Origin of the sequence: Actinomadura sp. 21ATH (assembly GCF_041951345.1) — a bacterium.
Taxonomy (GTDB): domain Bacteria; phylum Actinomycetota; class Actinomycetes; order Streptosporangiales; family Streptosporangiaceae; genus Spirillospora.
This window is the reverse complement of the sequence record NZ_JBGNUR010000016.1, coordinates 89,947-102,862: the sequence shown is the minus strand read 5'-3', so window position 1 is coordinate 102,862 and position 12,916 is coordinate 89,947. Positions and strand designations below refer to the sequence as shown.

Below are 12,916 nucleotides of genomic sequence, written 5' to 3'. Positions count from 1 at the left end.
CACGGCCGGGTGTCACCGTGCTCTGGGACCGTAGGGAGCTCCCTTTATGCCCGACCAGCTCGAACCCGACAGCATCCTGCGCGAGATCACCGATCTGGACGCCCGGATCGGCGAGCTCAGGCAGGCCGCCGGGATGCCCGCGCCCGACCTCCGGGCGACCCTGGACGCTGCCCTGGTGGAGCTGGAACTGGCCCTGGAAGCGCTGCGGGCGCTGGGCGCCGACCAGTCCAGTTCGGCCGGCAGCTCGGCGGCCGCGGAGACCGAGCGGCGGGTGCTGCGGACCGTCTTCCAGGACGCCCCCGTACCGCTGTTCCTGATCGACCGGGACACCAGCGTGCGCCGCGTCAACCGGCAGGCCGCCGCCCTGCTGGGCACCTCCCCCGGCTACGTCTCCGGCAAGCAGTTCACCGCCTTCTGCGACCTGGCCACCCGGGCCGCGCTCCGCTCCCAGCTGGCGGGGGTCGTCCGCACGGGGCGGCGGCGGCGCGTGCCGGTCCGGCTGCTGGGCCGCGAGCGGCCGGTGGACGCGGTGGTTACGCTGGCCCGCGTGTGGATCCGCGGCGAGCCCGATCCGATGGTCGTCGCGGTGGCCGGCGCCGCCGCGGGCGCCGCGAACGGCGGCGCCGAGGACGCGGGCCGCCAGGAGCGGAAGGCCCCCGACCGCCAGGAGCGGGAGAACGCGGGCCGCCAGGAGGCCGCCGCGAAGCGGGAGGCCCCGGCCAAGGCCGCGCCGCGGGAGCCCGCGCCCGCCGCCGCGCCCGCGAACCCGCTGCCGGCGGCGCCGCGGGCCGACGAGGACGAGACCGTGGCGACGGTCGTGCACCGCATGGACGTGCTCGCCAACGCCGCCGAGCTGCTGATGGACGAGCCGGTCTTCAACGAGACCGTGGCGGTGCGCCGGTGCGCCCGGCTGCTGGCCGCCGAGCTGGCCGACTGGGCGATCGTCGATCTGGTCGGCGCCGACACCTCGCCGCAGGCCGCCGCCGTGCCGTGGCAGCCCGGCGACGCCGGCCCGCCGGACCCGGCCGGGGTGGGCGGCGGCCGGTTGCAGCGGCAGGTGGTGATGGGCCCGGACGACGAGCGTTCGGTGCACGCCGCCCAGATGATCGAGAAGCTGGACCCGGCGCCCGGGACGCTGCCCGCCTCGGTGTTCACCACCCGGCAGAGCACGCTGCGCCCGCACATCGAGGACCTCGAACTGCTCGGCACCGGCCCGGACGGGCAGCCGGTCTGCGGCACCATCGGCGCCACCACCACGATGTGCGTGCCGATCGAGGAGGGCGACCGCTGCCTCGGCACGATCACGCTGGCGAGCAGCGGCGAGCACGGCCCGTTCGATCTGATGGACCTGGCGGTCGTGCAGCGGCTGGGCCGCTACCTGGCGCTGGTCATCAGGGCCGCCCGGCTCTACCGGCGGCGCGCTGAGGTGGCCGAGACGCTCCAGTCGAGCCTGCTGCCAAGGCGGCTGCCGGCGATCCCGGGGGTGGAGGTGGCCGCCCACTACACGGCCGCCACCCACGGGGCGGAGGTCGGCGGCGACTTCTACGACGTGTTCCGTACCGGGGACGGCTGGGGCATGGTGCTCGGCGACGTCTGCGGCAAGGGCGAGGACGCGGCGGCGGTCACCGCGACCGCGCGGCACGGGGTCCGGCTGATGTCGCGCTGGCGGGACGATCCCGCCGAGGTGCTGAGCGCGGTGAACCACGCCCTGCTGGACGAGGACCGCTTCGTGACCGCCGTGATGGCGGGGCTGAAGCCGGGCGGGGACCGGGTGACGATCACGCTCGGCACGGCGGGCCATCCGCCGGCCCTGGTGGTGCGCGCGGACGGCGTGATCCGCACCGCGTCCCGGGGCGGGGTGCCGCTCGGCCTGTTCAACGACTTCGAGGCCGGGATCGACACCGTCGACCTCGGCCCCGGCGACACGCTGTTCCTGCACTCGGACGGCGTGCTGGAGGCCTGCGACCTGAACCGGCGGGAGTTCGGCCAGGAACGGCTGCTGGAGACCCTGGCCGGGACCGCGACAGCGTCCGTCCAGGAGATGCTGGACGCCGTGGAGCGGGCGCTGCTGGACTTCTGCGACGGCGACCTGCGCGACGACGTGTCGATGCTGGCTTTGCGCGTCCTGCCCCGCGAGCTTGCCTGACCGGTGCGGGCCTTACGCGCCTTACACTGACTAGATCCCCTTTTGGGGGGTATGTCGGGCTCATGAGGCCCAGCGACAACGCCCGTAACGAGACCGAGCACGAACGCCTCGACCGGCAGCTGATGGAGCTGCTGCAGGGGTTCCGGGTGGCGGTCACGGGCGTCCAGGTGCTGTTCGCCTTCCTGCTGACGGTGCCGTACGCGCCGGGCTTCGACGACGTGAACGCGGCCGGCCGGCGGCTGTTCTACGTGGCGCTGTTCGGGGCGGCGGTGGCCTCGATCTCGTTCATCGCCCCGGTGATCCAGCACCGGGTGCTGTTCCAGCTGAACCAGAAGCCGCTGCTGATCCGGCGGGCCAACCGGTTCGGGATCTTCGGCGCGGTGGCGCTCGCGGTGTCCATCACCTCCGCCACCACACTGATCATCCACACCCTGGTGTCCAACACCGCCGCCACCGTCACGGCCTTCGCGGTGGCGCTGTACTGCGCGTGGGCGTGGTTCGTCCAGCCGCTGCTCAGCCGCCGGAAGGCCGCCCGCGAGCCCCATGACGGCGGCACGGACCCGCAGACCGAGAAGCGGTCCGCCGGCGGCGACGGCACGTCCAGCCCGCACTACCGGTGACGGAACGGCGGCGCCCCCGGACGGGACCGTCCGGGGGCGCCGATCGTCGCGCCGTCAGTACGCCTTACCGAAGATCACGCGCTTGCCGTACGCGGACGGCCGCCCGCACTTGACGCACTCGCCGGTCTCCTCCGCCGCGTCGGCCGGGATGACCCGCGGGGTCGCGGCGGTGTCGGCCTTGATCTCGTCCTCGCACTCGGGCCGGCCGCAGTGGAAGGCCGTCGCCCAGCCGCCCTCGACCTGCCCCTTGAACGCCTCGAAGTCGTCGACCACGGCGGTGTGCTCGTCCCGGAACGCCTCGGCGCGGGCCAGCAGGAACGACTGGAAGTCGGCCAGTATCCCAGGCAGCAGCTCCGGCACCTTCTCCAGCGGGATCTGCTCCTTGCCCTGGCCCTCCTCGGTGGGCAGGCGCCGGACGACGGTCGCGACGCCGTTCTCCAGGTCGCGCTTGCCCAGCTCGATCCGGACCGGGACGCCGCGCATCTCCCACTCGTTGAACTTGAACCCGGGCGACAGCTGCGGCCGGTTGTCGTCCACGTGGACGCGGATGCCCATCATCTTGATCGCGTCGCCGAGCCGGCGGGCCTCGGCGGCGGCCTGCTCGCCCTGCTCCTTGCGCCCGATCGGCACGACCACGACCTGGTAGGGCGCCAGCCGCGGCGGCAGCACCAGGCCCTTGTCGTCGCCGTGCGTCATGATCACGCCGCCGATCATGCGGGTGCTCAGCCCCCACGACGTGGTGTGGGCCAGCTGGAGCTTGCCCGCCTCGTCCTGGTACTGGATCTCGAACGCCTTGGCGAAGTTGGTGCCCAGGTAGTGCGAGGTGCCGGACTGGAGCGCCCGGCCGTCCCGCATCATGCCCTCGATCGTGTACGTGCGGACCGCGCCGGCGAACCGCTCGCCCGGCGTCTTCTCCCCCGGCACGACCGGGATCGCGCCCAGCTCGCGGGCCACCGCCGTGTAGGCGTCCAGCGCCCACATCGTCTCGCGCATCGCGTCGGCCTCGTCGATGTGCGCGGTGTGGCCCTCCTGCCAGAGGAACTCGGTCGTCCGCAGGAACATCCGCGGCCGCATCTCCCACCGGACCACGTTGGCCCACTGGTTCAGCAGCAGCGGCAGGTCGCGGTGCGAGTCGATCCACTTGGCCATGTACTCGCCGATGACGGTCTCGGAGGTGGGCCGCACGACCAGCGGCTCCTCCAGCTCCTTGCCGCCCGCGATCGTCACCACGGCCAGCTCGGGGGAGAACCCCTCGACGTGCTCGGCCTCGCGCTTGAGGTAGGACTCCGGGATGAACAGCGGGAACACCGCGTTGTCGTGCCCGGCGTCCTTGATCCGCCGGTCCAGGTCGGCCTGGAGCAGCTCCCAGACCCGGTAGCCGTACGGCCGGATCACCATCGTGCCGCGCACCGGTCCGCGGTCGACCAGCTGGGCCTTGATGACCAGCTCGTTGTACCAGGCGGAGAAATCCTCGCTCTGCGGCGTCACACCTTCTCGACTCACCCTCCGAGCGTACTAACTCTCGACACCCCGCCAGGACGCATTCCCGCCGTACATCAAGGTCATCAACGCCGCCCGGCCCGAAGGCGGCCGCGCGGACCCGGCTGGCCCGCCGCGGACCCGGCGGCGGTCTCGCGTACGCGGAGGACGTAGGCGCGGGCGGCGATGGTCATGATTGCGGCCATGGGGAGCCAGGCCGCCGCCACCGGCCAGAACCGCTCCTCTTCGCCGGCGGCGAGCACGAGGGGGGTGAAGATGCCGCCGACGAGCAGGCCGCCGGCGAGGGCGAGGGTGGCGGCCATGCCCGGGGTCGGGTCCGCGGCGAGGCGGGCCAGGCGCCAGGCGCAGGCGGCCGCCGCGACGAGGGCCGGAGGGATGACGAGCAGGGCGCCGATGAGGAGCCGCGCGCGCATGTCGTCCGGGCCGGCGTCGGTCATCTGGGTCTCGCCCTCCGCCGCGATCTCGACCAGCCGGCCGCGCCAGAGGGTGCCGGTGATCCGGTCGCCCTCGCTGAGCAGTTGCAGGACGGGCTTCCTGGAGGTGTAGGCCGCCTCCCACCTGGCGCCGTGGGCGTCCGTCAGGACCGTGCGGTCCAGCTCGCCGCGCTTGCGCGTCAGGTGGACGGCGGCGACCGTGTACTGCTGCGTCCGGCGGCATTCGGTGGCCTCGAACGGCACGGCGGCCCCGGGCGGGCAGGGCGCCGCCGCCCTGTAGGCCCGCAGGTCGCGGTCGCCGCCCGGCGCCTCCGTCGCGGCGGCGAAGGCCATCCCTCCGGCCGCGGCGAGAGCGCCCAGAAGGATGAGGAGGGACATCACCCTGCTGCGCAGGATCCAGGGCGCGGAGGCGTGGGCCATGTCCCTATCGTCCCATTTGTAGATCTTGGTGGCGAACGGTTAACCGGGCCCTGACCGGCCGCGACGGAAAACCCCTTGCCTTCCGGCGGCCCGGCTTCGCAGACTCGGAGGCCGAGCGCGAGGGGGGAACGTGGGGCACGTCGAGGTCGGGCATGTCGAGTTCGTGCTGCCCGATGGGCGGATCCTGCTGGACGACGTGTCGTTCCGCGTCGGCGAGGGGGACGTCGCCGCGCTGGTCGGGCCGAACGGTGCCGGGAAGACCACACTGGTACGGATGATCGCCGGAGACCTGGCCCCGCAGGCCGGGACGGTCTCGCACAGCGGCGGGCTCGGCGTCATGCGGCAGTTCGTCGGGAACGTCCGCGACGAGTCGTCCGTGACCGACCTGCTCGTCTCGGTCGCGCCGCCGCGTGTCCGGGAGGCGGCGGCGGTGCTGGAGGCCGCCGAGCTGGCCATGATGGAGCGCGACGACGAGCCCGCGCAGATGCGGTACGCCAACGCGCTCAGCACGTGGGGCGACGCGGGCGGCTACGAGGCCGAGGTGCTGTGGGACGCCTGCTGCGTGGCCGCGCTGGGCGTCCCGTACGACCGGTGCCGTTACCGCGAGGTGCGGACGCTGTCGGGCGGCGAGCAGAAGCGGCTGGTCCTGGAGGCCCTGCTGCGGGGGACCGACGAGGTGCTCCTCCTGGACGAGCCGGACAACTACCTGGACGTTCCGGGCAAGCGGTGGCTGGAGGAGCGGCTCCGGGAGACGCCCAAGACCGTCCTGCTGATCTCGCACGACCGGGAGCTGCTCGACCGGGCCGCCCGGCGGATCATCACGGTGGAGGCCGGGAAGGCGTGGGTGCACGGCGGCGGCTTCGCCACGTACGCGCGGGCCCGCGCGGACCGCAACGAGCGACTCGAAGAGCTGCGCCGCCGCTGGGACGAGGAGCACGCCAAGCTCAAGGAGCTGGTGAACACGCTCAAGCAGAAGGCGTCCTACAACGACTCGATGGCGTCCCGCTACCAGGCGGCGCAGACGCGGCTGCGCAGGTTCGAGGAGGCCGGCCCGCCGGAGATCCCGCCGCGCGACCAGAACCTCAAGATGCGGCTGCGCGGCGGCCGCACCGGCAAGCGCGCGGTGATCTGCGAGGACCTGGAGCTGACCGGGCTGATGCGGCCGTTCGGCACGGAGGTCTGGTACGGCGAGCGCGTCGCCGTCCTCGGCTCCAACGGGTCCGGCAAGTCCCACTTCCTGCGGCTGCTGGCCGGGGACGATGTCGCGCACACCGGCGTGGCCCGGCTGGGCGCGCGGGTCGTGCCCGGGCTGTTCGCGCAGACCCACGCGCGGCCCGACCTGGAGGACCGCACGCCCTGCGAGATCGTCATGACCGAGCACGCGCGGCTGCGGAACGAGGCGATGAACGCCCTGGCCCGCTACGAGCTCCAGGTGTGCGCGGAGCAGCCGTTCGAGACGCTGTCTGGCGGCCAGCAGGCGCGGCTGCAGATCCTCCTGCTGGAGCTGGGCGGGGCCACGCTGCTGCTCCTCGACGAGCCCACCGACAACCTCGACCTGGCGAGCGCGGAGGCCCTCCAGGAAGGGCTGGAGTCGTACGAGGGCACCGTCCTCGCGGTGACGCACGACCGGTGGTTCGCGCGGTCGTTCGACCGGTTCCTGGTGTTCGGCTCCGACGGCTCGGTGTACGAGGCGCCGGAGCCGGTCTGGGACGAGTCCCGCGTCGCCCGCACCCGCTAGCCGGCTGGTCGGCCGGCCGGCCGGCTAGCCAGGGCGCACGTCCAGGTCGAACGTCACCTGGACGTCGTCGGCCAGCTTGAGCGCGCCGAAGAGCGCCGAGTACGGCTTGATGCCCCAGCGGGTCTGCTTGACCGTCGCCTCGCCCGTGACCCGGTCGCCGCCCGCGGCCCGCACGGACAGGGGCTCGGACCGGCCCATGACCGTCAGCTCCCCCTCGACGGTGAACTCCGCCGCCGTGCCGCGGACCCCCGTCGACCGGAAGGTGATCTCCGGGTACCGGTCGGCCTGGAGCACCTTGCGGAGGTTGGCGGTGATCTCACCGCGGTCCTGGTCGGACAGCGGCAGGACCCCGCCGGTCCCCTCCCGTACCTCCAGGCCGGCCACCGGCACCGTGATCTGAACGGAGGAGCCCTCGGCCGCGGCGCCGGCCAGGTCGTCCCCGGCCAGCGTCACGGTGCCGGACCAGCGCGCGGCCTCGATCACGAGGTCGTGGCCGGCCCGGCGGCCCAGCCCGCTCCGCCCGGTCCTGATCAGCAGCCGCCCGCTCGCCGGGCCCAGCTCGATCGTCGCCATGCGGTCAGCCTCCCGTCCGGAGCGCGCCGGGGTCAACGGCTCCGCGCGCCCTCCCGCAGCCGGGCCGGATCGATCTCGCGCTCGGGCATCCGGCGCAGGTACTCGTCCTCCAGCTGCTTCGTCCGGTGCGTGTGCTCCTCGAGCGCCTGGTCGGACGCGTGGCGCAGGGCGTCCAGGCGCGTCTCGCCGAGACGGCGCAGCTCCCGCAGCAGATCCTCGTCGCTGAGCACGGCCGGCTCGACTCCGTCGGTCGTCATCGTTCCCCTCTCCGAAGCCACCATGGTCGCGTCGTACCCGGCCGCACGGCCGCGAATCGGGACCTTCGTCAGTGAGTCGGCGGGCAGAAAACGGCCAGCGATCCGGGGCGCTTGCTGATGTGGACCGCCCGGGAGAGCGCGGTCAGCTCGCCGTCGCGGGCCACGCTGAGGTCGCCGTCCCGGGAGACCAGCTCCAGCGTGGAGCCGTGCCAGGCCCGGTAGCCGGGCGTCACGTGCAGGTGGCCCGCCAGGACGGCGGCCAGGGCGCGCAGGCGCGGCACGCGCGCGCCCGTCGTGACCATGCGGATGTCGAGCTGCCCGTCGTCCAGGTGCTCGCGCCAGGTGGGGGCCGGGCCGCGCGAGCCGTACGCGCAGTTGCCCACGAACGCCAGCCAGACCCGGCGCTTGCGGCCGTTCACGAGCATCGGCACCGGCTCGGAGTGGCGGAACGTCCGCAGCGCCGCCACCATCAGCGCGGGCCACTTGCCGAGCCGGCCCTCCAGCCGCTCGCGGCGCTCGACGAGCTCGGTGTACGCGCCGAAGCCGACGGTGTTCAGGAACACCATGCCCTCGGCGTCGCCGCCCGGGTCGTCGCCCCGGGCGATGAGCCCGAGGTCGACCCGGCCCAGCCGGCCGCCCCGGTACGCCGCGACCGCGTCGGCGACGGTCTCGATGCCCAGCGCGCGGGCGAAGTGGTCGAACGTGCCGCCGGGCACGGGCAGCAGCGGGACGCCGTGCCGCATGGCGGCGCGTGCGGCGGCGTTCACCGTGCCGTCGCCGCCGATCACGGCGAGGATCTCGGCCTGCCCGGCGGCCTCGTCGACGACCTTGTCCAGGTCCTCGTCCGGGCCGGGCCAGATGATCCGCGCGGCGGGCAGCTCGCGCTGGAAGACGGCGACGGCGCTCTCGGCGGTGCTCGGCAGCAGCGGCATGCCGGCCGAGCCCGCGGTCGCGCCCGCCCCGGCGTTGATCACCACGACCACGCCCTGCCCGTCACCGGTGATGGTCACCTTCTCGGTGGCGGTCCGGGTGATCCGCGCCACCGGCGGCCGGGCCGGCCAGACCAGCCGGGTGCCCAGCGCCGCGGCGGCGCCGATCCCGAGGCCCGCGAGCACGTCCCCCGGGTAGTGGGCACCGGTGTAGACCCGCGCGAACGCGACCGCCCCGGCCGCCACGGCGATCGGCGCCGCGACCGCCCGCGGCGCCTCCATCGCGACCCCCGTGGCGAACGCCGCCGCCGACGCCGAGTGCCCGGACGGGAACGCGTGCGAGGTCGGCAGCTTCCACCGGATCCGGATCGGCGGCACCAGGTCCACGACCGGCCGGGCCCGCCGGAACGCCTGCTTGCCCAGCACGTTCACCACCGGGCTCGCCACCGCGACCGCGATCGAGCCGCGCAGCGCCGCGCGCCGGAGCCGCGCCCGCCCGGTCAGGCTCAGCGTGCCGGCCGTGGTGAACCACAGCACGCCGTGGTCGGCCGACCGCGACAGCCGCGGCAGCACGTACTCCAGGCCGGGCAGGTGGGCCGCCGCGACCCGGTCGAACGCCCAGCGGTCCAGGCGGCCGAGTCGGCGCAGCGGGCCCTTGCGGTAGATCGACGGGGTCCGCCGGCGGTGCCGGTCGGACGGCGCGTAACGGGATGCATAACGAGATGCCAACATTACGCGCCGTGACCGGTTCGAGTGCGGATGGTGATGGGCCTGCATGTCGGGGGTATCCCCAGGAGGTCGGACATGATTCCCCAAAGATCTCAAAACGGGGGTCACATATGGGCGAACGTCCCTCACATAGTGTGGACTGCAATAGGCTTCCCGCATGAGTCACCCGGAACGGCTCAGCACCTCGGGTGGCGAGCCGGTCGGCGCTATCGCGGAGCATCCTCACATGAACGGACGCAGCAGCGAGTCGCTGGCCGAATTCGCCGCCCGGCACGGTCTGACCCAGAGCGCGGCGCGCCCCTCGCCGCGCAAGTACGTGCGGTCGCTGTGGCAGCGGCGCACGTTCATCTGGAACTTCGCCTCCGCCAAGACCGCCTCCACGTACACCAGCTCCCGGCTGGGCCAGCTGTGGCAGGTCCTCACCCCCCTCCTGAACGCCGCCGTCTACTACCTGATCTTCGGGGTGCTGATCGGCACCAACCGCGGGATCGACAACTACACGGCGTTCCTCATCACCGGCGTGTTCGTCTTCACGTTCACGCAGCGGTCGCTGACCGCGGGGGCCAAGTCGATCGGCAACAACCTGTCGCTGATCCGGGCCCTGCACTTCCCGCGCGCGTCGCTGCCGTTCGCGCACGTGCTGATGGAGCTGCAGCAGTTGCTGATCTCCATGGCCGTGCTGCTGGTGATCGTGCTGGCCACCGGCGAGCCGATCACCGTGCACTGGCTGCTGATGGTGCCGGTGCTGCTGCTCCAGCTGCTGTTCAACGTCGGGATCAGCCTGGCGATCGCCCGCGCGGGCGCGTTCGTCCGCGACATCCAGCAGTTGCTGCCGTTCATCACCCGGTCGTGGCTGTACTTCTCCGGCGTGTTCTTCCTGATCCCGCAGATGGGGCAGAAGTTCGCCGACAAGGGGTACGCCTGGGTGGGGCCGATCCTGGAGGCCAACCCCGGCGCGGTCTACATCGAGCTGATGCGGACCTCGCTGATGAAGAGCTTCCGCGAGGACCTGGTCCCGTACGACGTCGACTACACCAGGCTCTGGCTGTACGCCGTCGTGTGGGCCTTGATCGCCTTCCTCGGGGGTTTCTGGTACTTCTACCGTGCGGAGGAGAGGTACGGCCGTGGCTAAGGCGTCTCTGAAGGAGAAGGCACGGGTGTCCGGATCCGCGTCACAGCAGCCCGAGGTGGTCCTCGACCCCACCCGGGAGCCGATCGTGGTCGTGGACGGCCTGCACATCGTCTACCGCGTCTACAGCGGGGGCGGCGGCAAGGGCACGGCCGCGAGCGCGCTGCTGCGCATCGTGCGGCGGCAGAACCGGCCGCAGACGACCGAGGTGCACGCGGTCAAGGGCGTCTCGTTCGTCGCGTACCGCGGCGACGCGATCGGCGTCATCGGCACCAACGGATCGGGCAAGTCGACGCTGCTCAAGGCCATCGCCGGGCTGCTGCCGCCGGCCCGCGGCGCCGTCTACACCCAGGGCCAGCCGTCGCTGCTGGGCGTGAACGCCGCGCTGATGCGCGACCTGTCGGGCTCCCGCAACATCATCCTGGGCTGCCTCGCCATGGGCCTCAGCCAGGAGGAGACCAAGGCCAAGTACGAGTCCATCGTCAAGTTCGCCGACCTGAAGAAGGGCTTCATCGACTACCCGATGTCGACCTACTCGTCGGGGATGGGCGCCCGCCTGCGGTTCGCCATCGCGGCGGCCCGCACGCACGACGTGATGCTGATCGACGAGGCGCTGGCCACCGGCGACGCCAAGTTCAAGAAGCGCAGCAAGGACAAGATCGACGAGCTGCGGCGGGACGCCGGCGCGGTCTTCCTCGTGGCGCACAACCTGGACGTCATCGAGGAGACCTGCAACCGCGTCATCTGGCTCGACGACGGCCGGATGAAGATGGACGGCGACCCCAAGGAAGTCCTCCGCGCCTACACCGAGGCCACCGGGAAGTAGCGCCGCCGGAAAGAAGGCCCGCGCGCCTGCCGGGGCTCCTGAGCACCGAGTGACAGGAGTTACGCAGAGTTACCGATTCGTCTCTGGATGAGGCGTCCTTGCCGATCTACTTTCGAAGGTGAAGACCTTCGGGGGAGACCTTCGGCGCGAGGAGCACTCCCATGACGGATCGGCTCAGCAGGCGCGGCTTCCTGTCCTCCACGGCGCTCGCGGCGGGCGCGTACGGCCTCGCCGCCGGATGCGCCAGCGAGACCAGCGGGCCCCAGGCCAAGAACACCGGCGGCGCTCCCAAGGAGGTCTTCACCGCCCCCGGCAGGAAACTGAGCGGCTCCCTCAGCGTGCTGATGTGGAGCCACTTCGTCCCCCGCCACGACAAGTGGTTCGACAGGTTCGCCGCCGACTGGGGCAAGCGCGTCGGCGTCACCGTGCGGGTCGACCACATCAACACCGTGGACGTCCCGCGCCGGGCGGCGTCGGAGATCCAGGCCGGCAAGGGCCACGACCTGATCCAGCACATCGCGCCGTTCTCCCAGTACGAGCCGTCGGTGCTGGACATGGCCGACGTCGTCCAGGAGGCCAACCGGCGCTGGGGGCAGCAGCTGGAGCTGTGCCGCAAGTCCAGCTACAACCCCAACACCAAGCGGTTCTACTGCTACACCCCCGGCTGGTCGCCCGACCCGGGCGACTACCGCCGGTCGATGTGGCAGAAGGTCGGGATGCCGAACGGGCCCGGCAGCTGGGACGAGCTGCTGCGCGGCGCCGCCGAGATCAAGCGGACCACCGGCGTCCCGTGCGGCATCGGGCTCTCCCCCGAGACCGACTCCAACATGGCCGCGCGGGCGCTGCTGTGGTCGTACGGGGCCGCCGAGCAGGACGCCAACGAGCGCGTCACGATCAACTCCGACGCCGCCGTCGCCGCCGTGGAGTTCATGACGCGGCTGTTCAGGGAGGCCGAGACCGAGGAGGTCTTCTCCTGGGTCCCGGCGTCCAACAACCAGGCGCTGATCGCGGGCAAGTCGTCGTACATCCTCAACTCGATCTCCGCCTGGCGCACCGCTATGGGCACCAACCGGCAGATCGGCGACGACATCTTCTTCACCCCCGCGCTGCGCGGGCCGCGCGCCGCGATGGCCGCCCAGCACGTCATCCAGCAGTGGATCGTGCCGAAGCACGCCGGCAACCCCGACGCGGCCAAGGAGTTCCTGCTGCACTACACGGCCAACTTCCCGGCGGTCACGTACCACTCGGAGCTGTACGACCTGCCCGGCTGGCCGTCCCTGGTCCCGCAGCTGAACGGCTGGCTCGACAACGACCCGTACGGCGCCAAGCCCGCCAACAAGCTCAGCCTGCTGAAGAACGCGACGTCCTGGAGCGCCAACATCGGCTACCCGGGCCCGTCCAACCCGGCGATCGGCGAGATCTTCAGCACCAACGTGCTGCCCACCATGTTCGGCCGCGCCGCCCGCGGCCAGGTCACCGCGAAGCAGGCGGTGATCGAGGCCGAGGGCCAGATCAACAAGATCTTCGCCGCCTGGCGCAAGCGCGGCCTGGTGGGGGGCTGAGGGACTCCATGAGCGCCGTCGAAGTCAGAGGTCTGGTCAAGACGTTCGATGGG

Annotated in this window: 11 protein-coding genes; 6 read left to right on the top strand and 5 right to left on the bottom strand. The window is 72.4% G+C overall.

Going from position 1 to position 12,916, the window contains the following annotated elements:
• The first annotated feature begins 46 nt into the window (after nt 1-46).
• Together ACA361_RS33495 and ACA361_RS33490 are read left to right on the top strand one after the other, a co-directional pair.
• Complete coding sequence (locus ACA361_RS33495) at nt 47-2,146, top strand: SpoIIE family protein phosphatase (RefSeq protein WP_375018754.1); 2,100 nt, start codon at nt 47-49, stop codon at nt 2,144-2,146.
• Nucleotides 2,147-2,208: 62 nt separating this feature from the next.
• A complete protein-coding gene (locus ACA361_RS33490) occupies nt 2,209-2,766 on the top strand; it encodes a DUF6328 family protein (protein WP_375018752.1) in 558 nt (185 codons plus the stop codon).
• 54 nt (nt 2,767-2,820) lie between these two features.
• Here the strand turns inward: ACA361_RS33490 and proS are convergent, their stop codons facing one another.
• Together proS and ACA361_RS33480 are read right to left on the bottom strand one after the other, a co-directional pair.
• Nucleotides 2,821-4,269, bottom strand: a complete 1,449-nt coding sequence (gene proS / locus ACA361_RS33485) for a proline--tRNA ligase (RefSeq protein WP_375018750.1) — start codon at nt 4,267-4,269, stop codon at nt 2,821-2,823.
• Nucleotides 4,270-4,331: 62 nt separating this feature from the next.
• Nucleotides 4,332-5,120: a hypothetical protein gene (locus tag ACA361_RS33480; RefSeq protein WP_375018748.1), complete on the bottom strand. Its 789-nt coding sequence runs from the start codon at nt 5,118-5,120 to the stop codon at nt 4,332-4,334.
• Nucleotides 5,121-5,250: 130 nt separating this feature from the next.
• On the opposite strand from ACA361_RS33480, the gene ACA361_RS33475 reads away from it, so the two are divergent.
• Nucleotides 5,251-6,858 (top strand): ABC-F family ATP-binding cassette domain-containing protein, encoded by a 1,608-nt coding sequence (locus tag ACA361_RS33475; RefSeq protein ID WP_375018747.1) that lies wholly within the window; start codon nt 5,251-5,253, stop codon nt 6,856-6,858.
• A 24-nt stretch (nt 6,859-6,882) separates the two neighbouring features.
• On the opposite strand, the gene ACA361_RS33470 is transcribed toward ACA361_RS33475, so the two are convergent.
• From ACA361_RS33470 to ACA361_RS33460, 3 genes are all read right to left on the bottom strand, one after another.
• Nucleotides 6,883-7,431, bottom strand: coding sequence for a YceI family protein (locus ACA361_RS33470; protein ID WP_375018745.1), 549 nt, complete (start codon nt 7,429-7,431; stop codon nt 6,883-6,885).
• 32 nt (nt 7,432-7,463) lie between these two features.
• A complete protein-coding gene (locus ACA361_RS33465; RefSeq protein ID WP_375018743.1) occupies nt 7,464-7,688 on the bottom strand; it encodes a DUF6158 family protein in 225 nt (74 codons plus the stop codon).
• 68 nt (nt 7,689-7,756) lie between these two features.
• Nucleotides 7,757-9,349, bottom strand: coding sequence for a bifunctional phosphatase PAP2/diacylglycerol kinase family protein (locus ACA361_RS33460; protein WP_375018742.1), 1,593 nt, complete (start codon nt 9,347-9,349; stop codon nt 7,757-7,759).
• A 154-nt stretch (nt 9,350-9,503) separates the two neighbouring features.
• Here ACA361_RS33460 and ACA361_RS33455 point away from each other — a divergent pair, with 154 nt between their 5' ends.
• The 3 genes from ACA361_RS33455 (at nt 9,504) to ACA361_RS33445 (ending at nt 12,863) form a co-directional block, all read left to right on the top strand.
• Nucleotides 9,504-10,478, top strand: a complete 975-nt coding sequence (locus ACA361_RS33455; protein ID WP_375018740.1) for an ABC transporter permease — start codon at nt 9,504-9,506, stop codon at nt 10,476-10,478.
• A gap of 25 nt (nt 10,479-10,503) precedes the next feature.
• On the top strand, nt 10,504-11,301 hold the full coding sequence (locus tag ACA361_RS33450) for an ABC transporter ATP-binding protein (protein WP_375018738.1): 798 nt from the start codon (nt 10,504-10,506) through the stop codon (nt 11,299-11,301).
• Nucleotides 11,302-11,462: 161 nt separating this feature from the next.
• Nucleotides 11,463-12,863 (top strand): ABC transporter substrate-binding protein, encoded by a 1,401-nt coding sequence (locus ACA361_RS33445; RefSeq protein WP_375018736.1) that lies wholly within the window; start codon nt 11,463-11,465, stop codon nt 12,861-12,863.
• Nucleotides 12,864-12,916: the final 53 nt, after the last annotated feature.